Below are 19,199 nucleotides of genomic sequence, written 5' to 3'. Positions count from 1 at the left end.
GGCATTGCGATCCCACAAACACATGGTGAAACGATGTTGCGTATTCCTGCGGTCCGCCCCTTTTCCCTCAATCATTCGCTTGGAAGAGGTCTGGCGGGAATACTCCTGCTGCTGCTCGTGCTGCTTTTCCCACAATCTCTCGAAGCGCAGGAAAGTGTAGATGCGCTGACACCAGCCGCCGCGAAAGCCTCGCTGCACATGCGCATCATGGGTGGAACCTCACTGGCCGGATCGCCGGTTCCGATATGGCTCAGCCTGGAAAATTATGTAGACAGCATTCCCCCGTTCAGCTTTGTGCTGAGCTATGATACTTCCCTGATGAAATTGACCGGGATTGATCAATCGGACGGACTCCTTCTGAACGGAGTGCAGTCACGTATTACGCCGGTTGGGGCGGGACACCGCATCGAATTCCTCGAGGGGAAGCGCATTCCATACGACGGCATACTTTGTCATCTCGTATTCCAGACAGCGGATCCGGACACCCTCACCTGCGGCCCCCTGCATCCCTACGACCTGCAGATCGACACCAGCAAGTATGCGCTGCGCATCGACAGCTCCGCGCAATGCCTGTTTCCGCGTAACCCGAACATCCTGTGTTCCATCAGCGCACCGCGGGGAATCCACTGGTCCGAAGCACAACAGAGGTACGACCCCGACTCCATTCTCGTTTCCATGCAGGTATCGAACAACGGCAGCCGGGAAGCCACCGGCGCCATGGCCCGTTTGTCCTACGACACCACAGCATTTACGCTGGTCAGTCCGGCGCAGTCCTTGCAACCCATGACACCGGACATTGTTCCTGTCGACGGCAAGGCTACCGCGGAATGGATACTGCGGGCGAAGCCGCGCGCGCAGCGAGACACGCTGGACATCTGCGCGATCGCGACGTTTGCGAACACGCAGGGGAGCACGTGCTGCACGAAGATGAATGTTCCCGCCGTGGGTACGGTGCTGCTGAACTGCGATCTCAGCGTGCAGGATATCCTTATCGACACTGCCACCGGATTGCCCGCACCCATGCCGTTCATCGTGACGGGCACCGTATACAATCCCGGCAGCAAGACCGTGTACAACGCGCAGGCAAAACTGAAGAGAGAGCTGTATTCCATCCTCGCCTTCAGCGGACCCGATTTCCCGGGGAATGACACCAAGCTGACGCAGCCGTCAACCATTCCCCCCGGCGGCAGCGCCACCGTGCAGTGGGAAATGCGGCAGCGTCTTGAGCGCTTTGACAAATCGCACACCCTGAGCATGGAAGTGCTGGCGGACACCGGATGGAGTGAATCCTGCACCATGCAGTTCACCGTTCCCGGCGCCGAGATGAGGCTGGATCCCATTTCCATCACACCCGGTGGAACGCACACCATCTGCCAGGGAGACAGCATCGAGCTGGACGCCGGCGCGGGCTGGCAGGACTACAGCTGGAGCAATGGAAGTAAGTCCCGCTACTGCACCGCGAAAAGTGCGGGAATCTACACCGTGATCGTGGGTGATTCGCTTGGACGCATCGCCTTTTCCGACAGCGTGACCATCATGCACTACCCGGTCTTCCATCCGGGCGTCACCGTGACCGGTGGATTCAAATTCTGTCCGGGCGACACCGTCCTGCTGACCGCCAACCGTGATTCGACGCAATACCGCTGGAGCACCGGCGACACCACGCGCAGCATCATCGTCACGAAGGGAGGAAACTACAACGTGTACGTGCGCGGACCCTACGGCTGCTGGGGACGCTCGGCCATGTACGGCATCGAGGAAAAGAATCCGCCCCCCGTGCCCCCCATCACACGCATCGGCGACACCCTCCGCACCGTCGACGCCCTCACCTGGCAATGGTATCTCGATGGACAACCCATCCCCAACGGCACCGGCCGAAGCCACTTCATCCTCTTTCCCGGCAGCTACACCGTGTACATCACCGACACCAGCGGCTGCGGTACCATGTCGCTCCCCTTCGCCGTGACTGTACTCGGCCTGGACGCCGTGAGTCCCCACACCCCACAACTCAACGTCTACCCCGACCCCAGCAACGGCAGCTTCACCGTCACCCTGCAATCCGAGGGCACCCAATCCGTCACCCTCACCCTCTACAACACCCTCGGCAAGCAAGTCTGGCAGGACACCCAACTTCACTTCACCAACCAACTCACCCGCAACGTACTGCTTCCTGCAATCCCACCAGGATCATACATTCTGACCGCGCAGATGGAAGGAATGACGTTGAGGAGGAGGGTTATCGTGCAGTGATAGCACGACAATACTACACAGACCCATCATAGTGTGGGTGCGTGGCATAAATCGTAGCGGAAAAGTAGTTTCGGCAGTTAAAGCTGCACGACGGATTGCAGTGCAGAGATCAGTTCACTGATATCGCGTCCCTCAGAATCCGTGACTTGATCGTCCGTCAGACTGACTTCACTGAACCAATGCCAGCCATGATCGAGATCAGGATCGTAGCGCTCGAACTTAAGGGGCGGTATCCCAACGTCCTCTGCAACAAAGAACTCCCCGTCAATCAGTCCCTTCTGAATCTCCGTGGTCAGAGCATCTACCGATAAGTTGTTCCTGTTCGCAAACACCACATCGTCCCTGAGCTTGTAGTTCGCGGCGTCCCGGTACATGTATTCAAAGCGGATATTCATGCGCCCTCCTTGGTAGCGTGTTCAGTAGATCAATTCATGCCAGCGTTGTCTCCTACTCTGCGCAATACCGCCGGCCTAGGGAACATGCACGGAGCAGTCATCCAAAGAAACAGCCGAACTCATCGATGTCGATCACGCGGAGAACGTCTTCAATGCGATCCACTCCCGAATCCGGGTCGTAGCGATGCCATTTGAGGTCAGCGCGCTGCCAGAAGATCCTCCAAACATTCTGGCTCCTCACGAACGTCGCCTTTGCCACAGGTCGCTCAATTTTTCTTGCGGGGTTTCGCCAATCTGCGCGGATCTCCAGAATTTCCACGCTTTGCCGCTCGATCCTGTATGCAAGATCCAGCTGGCTTCGGAGATGTGCAGGTGGCCGTCGCTTCTCGATGAACGCCGACAACGCTGCCTCGCAATGCTTCATTTCAATCTCGCTCAATGCCATAAGTGGTCCTTGATGGAGTATGAACAATTCTCAAAGCATACCGAAAGCAGGATCAAGGTTGCAGCTGCTCGATTTTCGTCCCATTAGGCGGCACACGAAACATGAAAGGGCGTCGCGTCTTTCCCGCCAGCTCTTTCATTCTGGGGTAGTTGCGAACGAGTTGTTGTATCAACTCGCAAGCTGTACGCTTTTTCCCACTCAGGAAAAATGCACCAACATTATGCGCCTTAAATGCAGCAATCTCTGAAGGATTCCAACGAATCTTATTATCACGTGTAACGAGAATCATATCATTCTGGCCGACGTATGGCAACCAGTCGGCGTCTGGAGTGTCATCTGGAAAAATTTCTTTTAGATGAACGACGTCCTCCCCGAATCCCTTCATACCTGCAGCCAACTTCGAACTGAGGTTATTGTCCACAAATGCTTTCATGCAGCGAGCGATTCCTCGAATTGTACTGCATCTTGAACCTGCTTCTGGGTAAGATCCAACCATCTGCATGTCGGTCGAATCTCACGTCCTTCAGCAAGATAGAAATCATAGACATTCGCCGTCATGACTCCTTTCCCGACAATAGAAGGTCGGCCATAAGCTACAGAGGGATCGATCACAATCGAACGATCGCCTCCGAGCGGATACCACTTTCTCGCCAACCCGAGATGTTCGCCAAACTCAATCTGCTGTGCAAGTTCGGTGATGATTTCAGGGATAACCCATTGTCCTCCCGACAACAGCTCGAGAATCGCATCACCCTGATCCTTGACCTGCAGGTACAGATCTTTCCCATCCGTGAAAAAACTTTGCCGGGCGAAATGTCGGGTTTCAAGAATGTGAGAAGCTTCGTCCAGAGCTTTCCTGATCCTTTGAAGACTGATCCCATGATCCAGAAACTGCTTCACGAACAGCAGGTCGATGAGATCGAGGAATGAAGCGTAGCTCGTCTCGCTCGCCTGCGAACCTGATACGACCGGGTTCTGATGTACCTGCCTGGCATGTAGTGCGTACGTATATCCTTTCAGCCAGCGACGGACCCGGTCCGCCTTCAAGCCAATGAGACGGGCCGCCTCGGCAGCGGGATATGCAGGTACATCCAGCACACTTTCCAGCTCTTCGATGTCCCGATCCCGTACAGTTCCTGTGGCTGATGCAAAGTTATCTATCATCTCTCCGGCAAGGAGTTGTTCCTGAATGAGACTAAAATTAACCGCGTACCCGTAGCTGCGCAAGTGCTTTCACTGTGCATGGCAGAAAGTTGTTGGTTCTGTACACGTGCCTTGCGAACGGAGGAGCCTTAGCAAACGATTCTGTTACCGGACATTGCATTCAAAACACGTCAGAGCTAACTTCCAAATATCATCAATACGGGATAATAAACACTTATTAGCCTAACTATTATGGAGTGGAGCATGTTGGAAGAGATAAGTCTCGTTCTGGCGGTCGTGTTTCTTGCGGTGGCAATTTTTCTGCTGGTCACGTACCTGAAGCTTAAAAATCGGTACAAAGACGTAATCGATGTTGACAAAGAGGTTCGCGATCGGAAGAAACAGGTTAGCGAAACTGAGAAAGAAATCGAGGATCTGCGAAGTTCGTACAAGGCGAAAAAAGAGGTTTTCGAGAATCTATCGAAAGAGGTTCAGATTCTTGAAGACAATCTTGAAATGAAGTCCTTTGGTATCTACGAACCCCAATACAGTTTCGATTCATCTGAGAAATACAAGAAGAAGCTCGATGAGCTTCAAGACAAAAGAAAACAGATGATTCGGGACAAAACTTCTTATATCTGTCCGACGAACTGGCAAGTTGGCGGCAGCAAAGCAGAAGGGACAAAGATGATTAATCGTAGCTCCAAACTCATGCTACGTGCTTTTAACGGTGAGTGCGATGCAGCCATTGCCAAGGTAAAATGGAATAATTTCGATCGAATGGAAGCACGAATCCGGAAGTCGTTCGAAGCGGTAAACAAAGCCGGTGAGCCGATGAATATATGGCTTACCGACGAGTATCTTCAGGTGCGCATCGACGAGCTTCACGTTAGCCATGAATACCAGGAGAAACTGCAGGACGAGAAGGAGGAACAGCGTCGTATCCGTGAAGAGATGCGGGAGGAAGAAAAAGCACGCAGGGAATTCGAAAAAGCGAAAAAAGATGCTGAGCAGGAAGAAGCTCGATACAAAAAGGCTCTTGAAAAAGCGCGGGCGGACGTGGAGAAAGCGAGCGGCGAAGAACTGGATAAGCTGAAAGCCGAAATGGAAGCATTAGAACAGCAGTTGAAAGAGGCAGAGGAAAAGGGTCAGCGAGCACTTTCAATGGCAGAGCAGACCAAACGAGGTCATGTGTACGTTATCTCCAACATTGGCTCCTTTGGAGAGAATGTATACAAAATTGGCATGACTCGCCGATTGGAGCCACTCGATCGCGTAAAAGAGCTGGGCGACGCTTCCGTTCCTTTCAACTTCGATGTTCATGCAATGATTTTCTCAGAGGATGCACCGAGCCTGGAGAATGCATTGCACAAGAAATTTGAAGACAAACGAGTCAACCTCGTTAACCTGAGACGAGAGTATTTCGACGTTTCACTTGCAGACATTGAAACCGAAGTGCGCAAAGAGAATGCGGAAATTGAGTTCACGAAACTTGCAGAGGCCAAAGAGTACAGGGAAACTCAGGCGCTCCGCGAGTCTCTCAACAAGAGCAAGGAGCCAGTTGAAGAGGTGTATCCTGCTGAATTATAGCCCTGCTGTCATAAAAAAATTCAGCGTTCGTTTTTGTCATAAACATGCACTAAGAGAATCAGTAGGTCCTGTCAAACCCCTCGCCATCGAAGCGGCATACGCTGCCGTCGGCCATGCCGAACCAGAGGACGTCCTTGCTGTCCCGGTAGATGGTCCAGACCATGCTGCTGGTCAGGCCGTCCTTCATGGTGAAGTTTGTCAGGGACGTACCATCGTAGCGCCAGGCGCCGTTGTCGCGTGATCCGAACCAGATGTTGCCGGCGGCGTCTTCCGCGATGGAGAAGATGCGGCCGAGGGAGCCGGTCGGACCTTTTTCCCTGAGGCTGAGTCCTTGCTGTTCGGTAAAGTTGGTGACGGTCTCACCGTCGTAGTGCAGCACGCCGAGTCCGTTGTTGCCTATCCAGAGATGTCCCCTGCTGTCTTCGAAGATGCTGCGGACATGAAGTCGTTCAGCTCCGGATCCGGTTCCCGCGGTCTTGTCGTTGATGATCGTGAAGGATTGTCCGTCATATCCGAACACGGCCGGATAGGTTGCGAACCAGACCGTTCCGTTGCGTCCCTTCACGATGCCGGTGACCAGATAGCTATCGTCCCGCTTTGCTCCGGGTGGCAGAGGGAAGGACAGATACGTGAGCGATCGACCATCATACCGGTACGTACCCTGTCCATCGGAGTAGCCTGCATGCATCCCGCTGTCGCCGAGAAACCAGAGGTCGTCGGACGCCATCTGCCAGGTATTCCCTGAGACGGGATCCGGGATTCCGTGATTCCCCCCGGTACGAATCTCCAACTTCTCTCCGTCGAAACTGGTAATCCCGTTGGCCGTTCCGAACCAGATGACGCCGTCCCGGTCTTCCTGAATCGAACGGACCTGATTGTTGCTCAGTCCATCACTCATTGTATAGTACGTGAACCCGCTGCCATCGTACATGCACACGCCCTCGTTCTGGCTTCCGAACCAGAAGCGTCCCTTGCTGTCCTCGTAGATGGCGGTGATCCCGCTGGTATACCTCAGCTGCAGGCTCGTATCCTTTTCCCCCACGCTCATTTCCATTGCACGATCATCTGAATTCTCGCTCCTGTCTCCGTCCGAATTGTCCTGACTCGAGCAGGAGCTGAAGAGCAGGATCACCAGCAGGAGCGTCCACTTCGCATGCATTCTCGTCCCTTTCACTGTTATCCTGGTCACCGCAGCTTTGGACGCTTACCCTGCGCCACCTGGCGGCTGATCCAGGCAATTATTGGTGTGCCGATGATTGTCGGAAGCACCCACGCGATAAGCGCGGCAATACCATAGATTCCTGTCAGGCTTTGCCAGTTCACAACCAGCAGTGCCGTACACATCGCAATATAAGAACCTCCCTGGCCGGTCAGATGCGCGCCGAGCCAACCCTTCCAGCGCCGTTTGGCCGCCACATACCCCAGAAGCGCGAAGGCATAGGAACCTGATGCGATCGGGAAAAACCACCAGATGCGACTCCAACCCATCACGGAGAGGATGCCTGCGGATAAACACACTCCAAGGACGACCCAGTGATACGCTTCACCAACTTCCGTGTGCAGTCCCCGGACCTTTCGTGCCGTCATCGCAACGGGACCAAGAACCAGCGCGACTGTCCCGAACACGACATGTGCTGTCAGGATTGCATCTTTTACCCACATCGGATTCCTCACAAGAAGTACGCGTTGTCGTCGCTGATCGTCATGCCCGTTCGTACGCTTCCTCGAGTTCCGCAACGTCGAGCTTTACCATCTTCAACATGGCATCCATCACGGCCTTTACCTTGTCAGGGTTCTGATCGTTGATGAGTTCCATGAAACGCCTCGGAACAATCTGCCATGTGAGACCGAACTGATCGGTGATCCAGCCACACTGCATTGAGGTCGCGCCGGCGTCGACGAGCTTGTTCCAGTACTCGTCAACCTCCTCCTGGTCTTCACAGTCGACGAACAGGGAGAATCCCTGGGAGAAATTGAAGTGCGGACCGCCGTTGTAGCCCATGAAGGACTGTCCGCCAATAACGAATTCGGCGGAAGTGATCGGTCCGTCATCCCCGGAACGCGCGATGTTCTCCACTCTGGAATCAGGGAACGTCGCGGTATAAAATTCAATTGCTGCTTCTAGCTGATCGTTGAACATCAGGAATGGTGTCACTTTTGACATCGGTATATCTCCTTGGGAATTTTATGCATACTGCTGAGCCCTGCCGCCGGCTCATTTGGACTGTGAATTGTATCCGTTCCGCGGATACGGTTTCAATACATCGTGTTGCCGTTCCTGGTTTCGGATGGGATTTGCTGGATGCAGTCCCAGTGCTCGACGACTTTGCCGGCGGCGTCGAAGCGGAAGAAGTCCATCGTCACCCATTCGTCGTTGCCCGGCCAGACCTGATGCGTGTGCAGGGCGACGAGGTCGCCTTCGGCAACGGCGCGGACGAACTCGATTGATTTGTCCGGGTACTGCTGCTGCATCTCGGTGAAGTAGTCGATGAAAGACTGCTTGCCGTTCCCTACCAGTGGATTGTGCTGTATGTAGTCATCGCCGACGTATTTCTCGACGGCGCCCTTCGGATCGCCGGAATACGCCATGCGGTAAAAGGCGATCGCGTTGCTCTTGTTTGCTTCCGCGTCTGCAGTCATGATGGCACTCTGCTGTTGTGTGAGATATGCGGGGTATGAAGTCAATATTCTCACCTGCGCCTGTAAATGCAAGAACGCACAGGAATGCAATTCAAGGCGCCACTCGAGCAGTGATCTTCGCAACGACGGAATGCAGCTTCAGTGCCATTCGGCAGTGTCAGCTGGTCAGCCACTCCATGGCTTCCTTTTCCGTGTCGAACATCTTTATGCCGGTGCCTCTGTTGACAGCGACAGTCATTCCAAATTCCAGTTGCATCCGAGATGGATAATCCAGATTCACGAGCGCGATCCTCCATCCCAACTCAATTCCGTATTCACCCAGCGATGCCGCTGTTTCGAAAACGCTCATCGTAGAGAGTGATCCCGTGATTTTCGAGATCACGAGTATTCGATGAAGACCCGTTTCTTTACTGGCAATCGAAATTTTGCGAAACATGGATTCTGCGTTCCTTGAAGTGCTTCCAACCGCTCTATCCCCACTAACCTGCACTCGCAGCACGCCGTCACACTCTTCGACGATAACTTCGTAAGACATGGGAACCTCTATTTACAGACATTTCACCCGAATAATGGGTGTCAGGCGGAACAGCTCCCGTGTATTGCCGCGTGGTAGTGTTCAAGTCGTGGTGTTCAAGCAGTTCCCCGAAATCGCCCGGATACCGCAAATAGTGTTCCTCATCAATAATGGCCGCAGGGGCCGGGGGACGCATCTGGCGACGCGCCGGAACGGCTATTTATCAGGGTTTAACGTCTTATTACCTTATAACATAAGCGAGTCACTAAACGTTCCCCCCGCCCAGCTTTCCGGAACCATGCTTTCAGTGGCAAAAAGCGATCACAATGCTCCTGTGCGCTTCCGCGTCTGAGGTCATGATGGCACTCTGCTGTTGTGTGAAAATCAGGATGGTTGAAATAATCTAGTCTGCCGGGTTTTCGAAGCCGAAACGTTCACCCGCTTTCCACGCTTCACGATTGTTTCCTTCGTTTGAAATTCCATCAGATTCCCTGAGCATCCGTGCCAGATGCATGCAGTTCCAGGTCATGATGGTCGTGTTTCGCTGTGTGAAGTCGTTGTCGAAGCCGACGCGTCCCCCATCGTCGGTGGGATCGCCGTATGAGGGACCCGGACCCGCTTCCCCAATCCACCCGCAATCCGCCTGCGGCGGCAGGGTGTACCCGAGGTGATTGAGGGAGAACCCGATGGTCATCGCTGTATGTTTGATTCCATCCTCATTTCCAGTGATGGCGCAGCCCCCGACCTTTCCGTAATAAATCGACTGTCCCTTCTCATTGAGCATAGCGGACATTGCGTACAACCGTTCGATAAGCAGGCGGCACAGCGAGCTCTCTTCTCCCAGCCAGATCGGCGTTCCGACAATCAGAATGTCGGCCGCCTTCACCTTCTCCCAGATCGCCGGCCATTCATCCCGCTCCAATCCGTACTCCGTCATATCAGGGTACACCCCCGGCGCAACATCGTGCGATGCGAAATGTATGAATTCGACACCAACCCCGTTTTTCCGCATGATTTCGGCGGAGGCACGGAGAAGCAGCCTCGTATGACTGTCTTCCGGTTTCTTCTTGAGCGACGTGTTGATATATAGAGCACGGAGGTCTGTAAATCCGTTCATGATGGCCTTCTTTCTGAGCACGGATCGATAGCCGTGCTGAAAAAATCAATAAAATGATGACAGGAGAAATATTGGGATATGACTCCGCGAATGCAAGGGGATATCCGAGGGAAACGCACTGCTGCTGCAGTGCTACTTCTGAGCAGCGTCCGGATCTTATGCACTTGAAGGATCATCGGAGGTGGAACGTCGTATCCAGCATTTTATAATTTCTATTTTTTCAATAATTTATCGCGCCTGATGTCCCACCGAATGCAGAGTACCTGCGTTATGCTTCCTTCTGCGTATCTGACCGATGATCACAAACGGCTCAATGCATTGTTGGCGGCGGCAACGCCAAATGGGACGGTGGACAGGGAGGCGTACGAGGTTTTTCGTCTCTATCAGTACAGACATGCGGTGATCGAGGAGGAGTTCGTGATTCCGCTGATCAAGGAGAAGGCGGAAGGCGGATTCTTCGCCATCCGGCAGATTCAGTATGAGCATAGCGCGATTGCCGCGCTGCTGGTGCTGGAGCCGACCGGGGAAGTGCTGGCGGTGCTACGCGCACTGCTCGACAAGCATAAGCTGCTGGAGGAGACGAACCGCACGATGTATGACGTCCTGGATCAATGCTCGCAAACCGAGCAGCCGGAATTACTGGCAAAAATGCAGGAGTATCCTGATCCGGAGCTGCCCGTGCCCGAAGGGGATGCGATGGAGCATGCGAGGGAGATGATTGCACGGGCCGGGTATGACTGGGAGAAATTATCTTGTGAGCTCAAAGACACCAAGACACCGAGTCACGAAGGGAAATAAGGTGCTCGCTTCGCTCGCACGTCGCTAACGTGTACGTACTTCTATATCTCCCATTCGATACCAAAGATTGGGAGGAGGCCCCATTGGTATAATGTCTTGATGGATTTGTTTTCGTCATCGTAGATGTGGGCGGCGATGTTGCGGCGGTCGTAGAGGTTCCAGATGGAGATGTAGGCGGTGAGGCTGGAACGGGAGAAATTGAAACGGCGGTCAATGCGGATGTTCATGCTGTGGTAATCGGGGTGGCGCAGGGCGTTGATGCGGGTGGGGTCGAGGACTTCCTGCCGCGCGGCAATCGACGCTTCCAGGTCGATGGGGGTGTAAGGAACGCCGCCGGCGTATATCCAGCGCAGACTGCATTCCCATTCCGCACTGGGCTTGTAGCCGCCCTCGATGCTGAAGAGCAGACGGTTGTCGTAGGCGCGATCACGCTCGATGCCGTCGAGTCCGGTGTAACGGGCGGTGGACCATCCGGCGCTGGCCATGCCATAGAAATCTTCGGCAAGTTTTTTCTGCACGGTGAGCTCGAGTCCGCGCGAGAAGGCTTTTCCCTCAGGCACGAGATGTTCATGCGCGGAAAAGAAGCCGTAACGGTAGGACATCTCATCCACCACGAAGAGTCCGGGCGCGGCGGGATCCACCGGGAAACGGTCGTACTTCTTGAGGTATCCCTCCAGCGAAACGCGCGTGCTGGCGGTGAGCAGGTAGGATGTGCCGAGTACGCCGTGCAGCGCACGAGGATCGGGAAGATTCCGGTGCGCAGGATTCTGGGAAAGCAGCAACAGGGGGAGGGACTGCGTGTACAATCCCCCCGATGCGCTCAGCGTCCACCGCTGCGTCAGCTGCAGCACTGCGGATGCGCGGGGTTCGAGCGTCGTGCTCTCATTGATGGAATTGTGCTGGGCACGGAGTCCGAGCGAAACGTCGAGCCGTTCGATGGGGGTCAACTGCAGCGTCGCGTAGATTCCTGAGAGACTGCCGTCGGCGTCGCCGCGGGCGCGTATGACGGACTGACTTCCCCCCAGCACATCCGGCACTCCTCCGTACGTATTGTCATAACTGTTGCGCAGCAGCTTAGCGTCTGCACCGGCTTCGATGCTGAATTCTCGCGAGAAACGATGCTGCGTGCGTGTGCGGAGGGAGATCCAGTGTTCGTCCGACCTGTTGTCCAGCAGCAGCGCCTCGGATCCGGTCTTCAGGAAATGCTCGCGAAAACGCATGCCGGTCCACGACACACTGCTCTCACTCCACGTGTCCTTTCCCCACAGCGCGCGCCAGGTGATGCCGGACGTCGCGTTGTAAATGTCCTGCCGCCCGAAATACTGCATGTCGTTTTCCGCCGCGGTCTCGGCGTCGGGGTCGTTGTGATCATCGCTCCACAGCGCGAGCAGACTTACGCGATGCTTCGGGGAAATGTCATACGCGAGCTTGAAGGACGCATCGCCATACCACGGAGCGACGCTGGTGCCGATATCTATGGCGGATACGATGAGGTCGAGATAGCTGCGACGGACTGAGAGCAACCAGGAACCGTCGGCGCCCAGCGGTCCCTCCACGAGCCCGCCAAATCCGACAAAGTTCAGATCCGCCTGCGCTTCCAGTGCATCCCTGCTGCCCTCGCGGAAACTGATGTCCATTACCGACGACAGCCGGTCGCCCCATCGCACGGGGAAGCCACCGGCGATGAAGTTCACCTCGCGAATCATGTCCACCGGCAGCATGCCCAGCGGACCCCCGCTCGCGCCCTGCGCCGGGAAGTGATTGATGTTGGGTACTTCAATGCCGTCGACGAAGAAGGCGTTTTCGAGCGGACTCCCTCCCCTCACGATCAGACTGTTCGATTGATCGTTCACCTTGGCCACCGAGGGCAGCACCATCATGATGCGGCTGACGTCCCCTGCCGATCCGGGCGCGCGGCGGATTTCCTCCCCCGAAAACTGCGCAGCGCTGACGGACGATTCCTCCGACTGCCGGAAATAGTCCGCCGTGATTTCCACCTCGCCCGTTTCGAACACCGCCTCGCGAAGGCGCAGCACGAGTTCGGTGCCGCGCGAGGGACGCACGATAACGTCCGTCTGCATCAGTGTCTCATAACCGATGGCACTCACACGCACGCGGTAACTTCCCGCCGGAATATCCTCGATTCTGAACTTCCCGTCCGCATCAGACGCCGCACCGCGCTGCGCATCCGGCAGATACACATTCGCTCCCGCCAGCGGCTGTCCGCTTCGCGTATCTACCACGCTTCCATGGATGCTGCCGTGCGCACTTTCCTGTGCATGGACGGATGAGATGATGAGGGTGAAAAACAGAAGTGCGGTGAACAGCGGACGCATGGATTTCCTTTCCTGATGAAAAACAGGTCCGCAACATAGCCTTAATACGCGCGCGCATAGCCCCATCCCAGCAGTTGGAACCCGCTGTGGGAGTACTATCCTCTGGGATTGAACTCGTTAAAAGGGTATTGCCGCTGTCGCGGCGTTCTTTTCGCTCCGCTCAGGCATTTGCTCCGCTGACGCGGAGCAGTTTTTGAAGAAATACCTCCTCCCCGCTTGGCGGGGGAGGAAAGAACTCGCCGCAGGCGAAACACCTTGCCGCAGGCGAAACTCCTTGCCGCAGGCGAAACTCCTCGCCGCAGGCGAAACTCCTCGCCGCAGGCGAAACTCCTCGCCGCAGGCGAAACTCCTCGCCGCAGGCGAAAGAACTCGCCGCAGGCGAAACACCTCGTCCCGCCGTGCGGGACGAAACTACCTGCTATCAGACTTGCACGAGGTCTCGAAGTTTACCCGATGTGAATCGACACGCTCACCATGGGCAGCGCACGGGGAATCTTCGTGCCGGTGGGAATTTGGACGTCGCCATTGGGGACGACGATGAGTCCCATGTCGAAGGCTGCGCGTCCGACCATGTAGCGCACGCCGAAGGTGTGAAGGGTGCCTGAGCCGAAGACGTTCAGGAAATGCTCTGTCATGAGTTTCCACTCGGGCGCGATGCGCGTTTCATAGCCGAGTCCGATTCCCGAGAACAGTCCCTCCTGCAGTCCGATCCCGAAGCCACCTTCGATATTGGCGAAGCCGAGTCCCAGCGTCAGCGCGCTCGACTCGGTCCCGAATGTCATCACCGCGAAGCCGCCGGGAATGGCGACCTGCTTCCACCCGGGATAGGGTCCATCGACGGACTCCCTTCCCCAGAACATCACCGCGCCGCCCACAGCCATGCTGGTGCCGCGGTCGTCGAAAAGCGTGTGCTTGAGGAACAGGTAGGAGTAGTATTCCTCACCCACATCCTCGACGGTGGTGAACACATACACCCCGCCCGCACTGATCTGCCAGTTGTCGGCAACACTGTACGCGGCGTACGGGATGTACGGCGCCGCGAGTCCGATCGACCCCGTTCCCCCGGGCAGCGTCCTTCCCGTCGGCATCACGAACATCGACGTCCCGGCCGGATCCCTCGGCACGGTATCCTTCTTCACCCGCTGGGCCTGGAGCTGGGGCGTGAGCAGGAAAATGGAAAGATGGAAAAGTAGAAGGATGGAAATATGGCGCATGAGCTTCGTCCCCCGGATGCGTGGAAGGATGCGTTCCGCCAAACATCGCAAGAAAATCGGCTGGATACAAGATTTCGGGGGCGTTTTGAGTGAATTTTCGGCGAATGACCGCTTGGTCAGAATAATGACTGGCGAGTCATTTATAGAACTGGCTAGTCACTGCCATATTTGAGACGGGTTTCACGCCAGGTGGAGGGCGTCATGCCGGTATGGCGCTTGAAAATGGTGTTGAAGGAGGTTTTAGAATTGAAACCGGCGTCGAAAGCGATGGCGAGGATGGTGAATTGCTGCGATTCCGGGTCGGCGAGGCGTTCGCTGACCTCGCGCACGCGATAGCTGTTGATGAGATCCGAGAAATTCTGTCCAAAGCGGGTGTTGATGACTTCCGAGAGGTTGTGCGGAGAGATTTCCATGCGCTGGGCGAGTGCAGGAAGTGTGAGTCCACTGTCGCGATACACGTGCTCCTCTTCCAGCAGCGCATGCAGCACGCCTTCCGCGGCGATGGCGCGCTCTTCGGCGAGTCCCGATCGCGCATACGCCGGGGGAACGACGACGGTGGGACCCGCTTCCCGGTAATGCGAGAGGGCTTCCATTGAAGCGGACATTGCCGGGGCCTCGAGCACTTCGGAGCGTGAGAGTCCCATATACCCCATCGCATACACCATCACGCCGCCGAGAATACCGGAAATACCGAAGCGCTCGGCGAGGAGGATGTCGTTGAGATAGAAAATGTACTCTGTCATGAACAGCAGCCAGGCGAGCAGGGCGAGCAGCGTGATATTGCGCAGCCAGGTCAGGCGCAGCTGATCGGCGGAGGAAACCACATCTTCGAGTCCGTGCGCATGCCGCTGCAGCATGAGCAGTGTCCCGCTCAGATATCCCACCCCCTGCACGATGATGATCCAGTTGAAATAGAGGAAGCGCGTGGGGAGTCCGCTCGCCGCCACGTCCGCCAGCAGCCGTCCCATGGCCGCATCCGTCGCGAACAGCAGAGGGACTTCGGAGAATTTGTAGAGGAAGAAGGGAATGAGATGGATGACGTCCGCAGGACGCAGCCGCCGCTCGGGATGGATCAGGTGCCGGGCGTACAGGTAGTGCAGCGGACCCGTGGCCAGCGGTAATCCGCTCAGCAGCAGCCACAGCTTCGGATGCGCCTCGAACGCGCCGACGTCCTGCAGCAGCAGATTCAGCAGTATCAATCCATACAGCGCCATCAGCGCCGCCAGCACCCGGTTCGCATACAGCTTCCAGTGCCGCCGCCTCAGCAGCAGCGCCAGGAACGCGCTCTGCGCGATGCCCAGGATTAATGCCACGTTGTTGATCTGTTCCATGATCGCAAATTACAGATTACAGATCGCAGATGACAGAATGCAGATCACAGATTGTGCATCGTCCCCACGCTCCATGCATCGTCCCCACGCTCCATGCATCGTCCCCACGCTCCAGCGTGGGGACGCAAACCCTGAACGCTCTGCGTTCATATATTCCGGCAATCGCCGCAGAGCGGCGGGAATGCCCGTCCCCACGCAGAGCGTGGGGACGAAGGGGCGTGGGGACGATGAGGTGCGGAGGATTGCACTGCATTATTTTGCTATTTTTCCGTACTTTATTCTGATTTACAGTATCCGAATTACGGAAGCGTACGTGATACATCTTTTAAATAGTATAGCCGAAGTGCTGCTGCCCGTTGGATATGTGCTGACGAGCTTCATGTATGCGATGGATTTCCAGCGCTGCGATGCGATTTCCGGGAAATGGAAGACGCGGCTGCTGCTGGGCACCGTGACCACGCATTTCCTCTATATCGGCATGCATACGGCGGAATATGGACGCTGCATGGTGACGACACCGTTCGAAATCATGTCGCTGATCGCCTTTACGCTGGCGCTGACCTATACGGTACTGGAGCTGCGCACGGGCGAGCGTGGGACGGGAGTGTTCATACTCACCATGGCTGCGGTGCTGGAGCTGGTGTCCTCCGTCGTCATGAAGCTGCCGAGCTCGGGCGATCCGAATCCCGTGCTTTCCAACATGGGTGTTGGATTCCACGTCAGTTTCGCCATTTTTGGCTATGCGGGCTTCGCCCTCGGCGCCATGCACGGCGTGATGTATCTGCTGATGTATCGCGAGCTGAAAAGCGGCGGCTTCGGTTCGATTTACAAGAACCTCCCCTCGCTCGAAACCCTGGAGAACATGACGGTGCTCTCGTCCCTCGTTGGATTCCTTTTCCTCACTGTCTCCATGGGCATCGGCGTGATCTCGCTTCCGCTCGTATATGATAATTTCTCGTATCACGACCCCAAACTCATCGCGACGGGCATTTCCTGGCTGCTGTATGCCGCCATGCTGCTCGCGCATTACGTGATGAAAGTCGACGGAAAGAGCATCGTGAAAATCGCCATCGGCGGTTTCGCCTTCGCCATTGTGTCGATGACGGTCGTCAATGCGTTTCTCAGTGAATTCCACCGTTTCATGTGAAAGGAAATTGTGCGCACACGAGATGACAGGACAGTAGAGGAGAAAGGGCTTCGGGCATGATTTACGCTGTCGGCGTCAATCACCACACCGCTCCCGTTGAACTCCGGGAATGCCTGCATCTGACCGAGGAGGAAATCGGTGATTTCCTCGCGCGGTACACGGGCACGCTGTTTCAGGAAGCGAGCATTGTCTCCACCTGCAACCGCACGGAATTGTATGCGGTGACGATGGATGATGAGACTGATGGACAACGCCTGATCGATGCGTTGCGCGCGCTGCGTCCCGAAGAGAAGCTGAAGGATGAACATTTCTTCCGCCTCTTCACCTGCGGTGCGATTTCCCATCTGTTCAAGGTGTCGTCGGCCATCGATTCGCAGATCCTGGGAGACATGCAGATTCTCGCGCAGGTCAAACATGCGTACGAGCTTTCGGCCGAACGCGGCAGCGTAGGCAACATTTTCAACCATGCCTTCATGGGCGCGCTGCATGCGGGCAAACGCGTGCGCGCGGAAACCGCCATCGGTATCGGCGCGGTGTCCATCAGCTTCGCGGCGGTGGACCTCGCCACCAAGATTTTCTCCGACCTCCATCGCAAGAATGTGCTTATCGTCGGCTCGGGCGAAACTTCCGCCCTCGCAGCCCGGCACCTGCTGAGCAAAGGCGCCGAGCGTATGAGCATCACCAACCGCACCTGGGAAACTGCTGTCACGCTGGCCGAAGAACTGCATGCGCATCCGCTGCGCTTCGAAAGCTTCAGTGAGGTCCTCTCCGAATTCGACATCGTGGTGTCCGCCACCTCGGCCACTGAGCCGGTGATCACCTACGACATGGTGAAGTCGGCCATGAAGAAGCGGCAGAATCGTCCCCTGCTCATGCTCGATCTCGCGGTGCCGCGGGATATTGATCCGAAGATCAATACGCTGGGGAACGTGTTTCTCAAGGACCTTGACGCCATACAGAACATCATCGATCAGAATCTCGAACAGCGCCGGCAGGAACTGCCGCGGGCAGAATCCATCGTCACCGAGGAAGTGGTCAACTTCTTCCTCTGGTACAATTCGCTGGAAGCCACGCCCACCATTCAGCAGCTGCGCGAGAAATTCGAACAGGTGCGCGCCGCCGAGATGCAGCGTTTCCTCAACAAGATCGATCCCGAGTCCGTCGACGCCGTGGAAATGCTCACACGGCGCATCATCAATAAACTGCTGCATCCCACCATGGTCGGCATACGCAAGCCGGCGCAGGACAGTGGGGAACTCAGCAACCGCATTCAGCTCGTGCGCGACCTGTTCGACCTGAGCGAGGAGGATGCGGCTTCGGATAACCAAGCTTCACAGGATTCATGAAAACACAGCTCGTCATCGCCACGCGCGACAGCGCACTCGCCCTCTGGCAGGCCGAATACGTTCGCGACCGCCTGCAGAAACGCTTCCGCAGCCTCGAAGTGAAGCTGCTCAAGCTCAAGACGAAAGGGGATAAAATCCTCGACCAGGCCCTGTCGAAAATCGGGGATAAAGGACTGTTCACCAAGGAAATCGAAAATGCGCTGCTCGATGGACGCGCGCATATCGCGGTGCACAGTCTCAAGGATCTGCCGACGGAGACACCTGAAGGACTCCGTATCGCGGCCATCACTACGCGCGAGAAGGTCAACGACGTGCTGATTTCGAAGAAATGGAAATCGCTTGAGGACCTCCCCGAAGGCGCGGTGATCGCCACGGGCAGTCTGCGTCGCACCGCGCAGCTCAAGCACCTGCGTCCCGATCTCGAAATCGTCGACATCCGCGGCAACCTGAATACGCGAATGAAGAAATTCCGGGAATCGAAATGGGACGGCATGATGCTCGCCTATGCCGGCGTCGAACGCATGGGCTGGGCCAATCGCATCGCGCAGATCATTCCAACCGACCTCATGCTTCCCGCCGTGGGACAGGGTGCGCTCGGCATCGAGATCCGCGACGACGACGAGATGACGGCGCGCTATGTGCGCGCGCTCAATCATGACCTCACCGCCGCCGCTGCCGCTGCGGAACGCGCGCTGCTGCACGAACTCGAAGGCGGCTGCCAGATTCCGATCGGCGCCTGGGCGCGCATGATTGACGGCAAACTGACGCTCGATGCCATGGTGGCTTCTGTCGACGGCACCGTGCGCCTCGATACGCGCGGCACAACGCAGAATCCCGCCACCGCCGCTGCACTGGGCAGGCGCGTGGGACGCAAGCTGCTCGCCAATGGCGCGCGCGAGATACTCGACGCCATCCGCAAGGAGCAGGGCTAGC

19 protein-coding genes are annotated in these 19,199 nt (G+C 56.3%); 6 read left to right on the top strand and 13 right to left on the bottom strand.

Annotated elements, in window-relative coordinates; genetic code table 11:
* Window positions 1-33: 33 nt before the first annotated feature.
* On the top strand, window positions 34-2,250 hold the full coding sequence (locus tag KQI65_08695; protein ID MCB2204815.1) for a T9SS type A sorting domain-containing protein: 2,217 nt from the start codon (window positions 34-36) through the stop codon (window positions 2,248-2,250).
* 77 nt (window positions 2,251-2,327) lie between these two features.
* Here the strand turns inward: KQI65_08695 and KQI65_08690 are convergent, their stop codons facing one another.
* From KQI65_08690 to KQI65_08675, 4 genes are all read right to left on the bottom strand, one after another.
* Window positions 2,328-2,645 carry a hypothetical protein gene (locus KQI65_08690; protein ID MCB2204814.1) on the bottom strand — a complete coding sequence of 106 codons (318 nt, stop codon included), beginning with the start codon at window positions 2,643-2,645 and terminating at the stop codon, window positions 2,328-2,330.
* Window positions 2,646-2,742: 97 nt separating this feature from the next.
* On the bottom strand, window positions 2,743-3,090 hold the full coding sequence (locus KQI65_08685; protein MCB2204813.1) for a DUF3024 domain-containing protein: 348 nt from the start codon (window positions 3,088-3,090) through the stop codon (window positions 2,743-2,745).
* 52 nt (window positions 3,091-3,142) lie between these two features.
* A complete protein-coding gene (locus KQI65_08680) occupies window positions 3,143-3,523 on the bottom strand; it encodes a DUF5615 family PIN-like protein (GenBank protein MCB2204812.1) in 381 nt (126 codons plus the stop codon).
* Window positions 3,520-4,317 (bottom strand): hypothetical protein, encoded by a 798-nt coding sequence (locus KQI65_08675; protein MCB2204811.1) that lies wholly within the window; start codon window positions 4,315-4,317, stop codon window positions 3,520-3,522. The genes KQI65_08680 and KQI65_08675 overlap by 4 nt, the downstream gene beginning before the upstream one ends.
* Window positions 4,318-4,497: 180 nt before the next feature.
* Here KQI65_08675 and KQI65_08670 point away from each other — a divergent pair, with 180 nt between their 5' ends.
* Window positions 4,498-5,823: a DUF4041 domain-containing protein gene (locus tag KQI65_08670; GenBank protein MCB2204810.1), complete on the top strand. Its 1,326-nt coding sequence runs from the start codon at window positions 4,498-4,500 to the stop codon at window positions 5,821-5,823.
* Window positions 5,824-5,881: 58 nt separating this feature from the next.
* Here KQI65_08670 and KQI65_08665 read toward each other — a convergent pair whose 3' ends face one another.
* The 6 genes from KQI65_08665 to KQI65_08640 all read right to left on the bottom strand — a co-directional run bounded on the left by KQI65_08665 (window position 5,882) and on the right by KQI65_08640 (window position 10,094).
* Window positions 5,882-6,982, bottom strand: a complete 1,101-nt coding sequence (locus KQI65_08665) for a diguanylate cyclase (GenBank protein ID MCB2204809.1) — start codon at window positions 6,980-6,982, stop codon at window positions 5,882-5,884.
* A 26-nt stretch (window positions 6,983-7,008) separates the two neighbouring features.
* Window positions 7,009-7,485: a DUF2306 domain-containing protein gene (locus KQI65_08660; protein ID MCB2204808.1), complete on the bottom strand. Its 477-nt coding sequence runs from the start codon at window positions 7,483-7,485 to the stop codon at window positions 7,009-7,011.
* Between the two features lie 40 nt (window positions 7,486-7,525).
* A complete protein-coding gene (locus KQI65_08655) occupies window positions 7,526-7,987 on the bottom strand; it encodes a VOC family protein (GenBank protein MCB2204807.1) in 462 nt (153 codons plus the stop codon).
* Window positions 7,988-8,079: 92 nt separating this feature from the next.
* Window positions 8,080-8,463, bottom strand: a complete 384-nt coding sequence (locus KQI65_08650) for a nuclear transport factor 2 family protein (protein ID MCB2204806.1) — start codon at window positions 8,461-8,463, stop codon at window positions 8,080-8,082.
* Window positions 8,464-8,620: 157 nt separating this feature from the next.
* Window positions 8,621-8,998, bottom strand: a complete 378-nt coding sequence (locus KQI65_08645) for a hypothetical protein (protein MCB2204805.1) — start codon at window positions 8,996-8,998, stop codon at window positions 8,621-8,623.
* Between the two features lie 382 nt (window positions 8,999-9,380).
* Window positions 9,381-10,094, bottom strand: a complete 714-nt coding sequence (locus KQI65_08640) for a flavodoxin family protein (GenBank protein ID MCB2204804.1) — start codon at window positions 10,092-10,094, stop codon at window positions 9,381-9,383.
* Window positions 10,095-10,364: 270 nt separating this feature from the next.
* Here KQI65_08640 and KQI65_08635 point away from each other — a divergent pair, with 270 nt between their 5' ends.
* On the top strand, window positions 10,365-10,892 hold the full coding sequence (locus KQI65_08635; protein MCB2204803.1) for a hemerythrin domain-containing protein: 528 nt from the start codon (window positions 10,365-10,367) through the stop codon (window positions 10,890-10,892).
* Between the two features lie 41 nt (window positions 10,893-10,933).
* On the opposite strand, the gene KQI65_08630 is transcribed toward KQI65_08635, so the two are convergent.
* From KQI65_08630 to KQI65_08620, 3 genes are all read right to left on the bottom strand, one after another.
* Entirely contained in the window at window positions 10,934-13,228 is a 2,295-nt protein-coding gene (locus KQI65_08630) for a TonB-dependent receptor (protein MCB2204802.1), read from the bottom strand.
* A 446-nt stretch (window positions 13,229-13,674) separates the two neighbouring features.
* Window positions 13,675-14,442: a hypothetical protein gene (locus KQI65_08625; GenBank protein ID MCB2204801.1), complete on the bottom strand. Its 768-nt coding sequence runs from the start codon at window positions 14,440-14,442 to the stop codon at window positions 13,675-13,677.
* Between the two features lie 152 nt (window positions 14,443-14,594).
* Window positions 14,595-15,773, bottom strand: a complete 1,179-nt coding sequence (locus KQI65_08620) for a helix-turn-helix domain-containing protein (GenBank protein ID MCB2204800.1) — start codon at window positions 15,771-15,773, stop codon at window positions 14,595-14,597.
* Window positions 15,774-16,086: 313 nt separating this feature from the next.
* Between KQI65_08620 and KQI65_08615 the strand changes: the two genes are divergently transcribed.
* The 3 genes from KQI65_08615 to hemC are packed head-to-tail and all read left to right on the top strand — an operon-like array spanning window position 16,087 to window position 19,198.
* On the top strand, window positions 16,087-16,920 hold the full coding sequence (locus tag KQI65_08615) for a cytochrome c biogenesis protein (GenBank protein ID MCB2204799.1): 834 nt from the start codon (window positions 16,087-16,089) through the stop codon (window positions 16,918-16,920).
* 56 nt (window positions 16,921-16,976) lie between these two features.
* Window positions 16,977-18,266 (top strand): glutamyl-tRNA reductase, encoded by a 1,290-nt coding sequence (gene hemA / locus KQI65_08610; GenBank protein ID MCB2204798.1) that lies wholly within the window; start codon window positions 16,977-16,979, stop codon window positions 18,264-18,266.
* Window positions 18,263-19,198, top strand: a complete 936-nt coding sequence (gene hemC, locus KQI65_08605; GenBank protein MCB2204797.1) for a hydroxymethylbilane synthase — start codon at window positions 18,263-18,265, stop codon at window positions 19,196-19,198. Before hemA ends, hemC begins: the two co-directional genes overlap by 4 nt.
* Window position 19,199 lies beyond the last annotated feature (1 nt).

The sequence above is a fragment of the bacterium genome, from assembly GCA_020444325.1.
Classification (GTDB): Bacteria; Bacteroidota; Ignavibacteria; order SZUA-365; family SZUA-365; genus BM516.
This window is presented reverse-complemented; position numbering and strand designations above follow the sequence as displayed.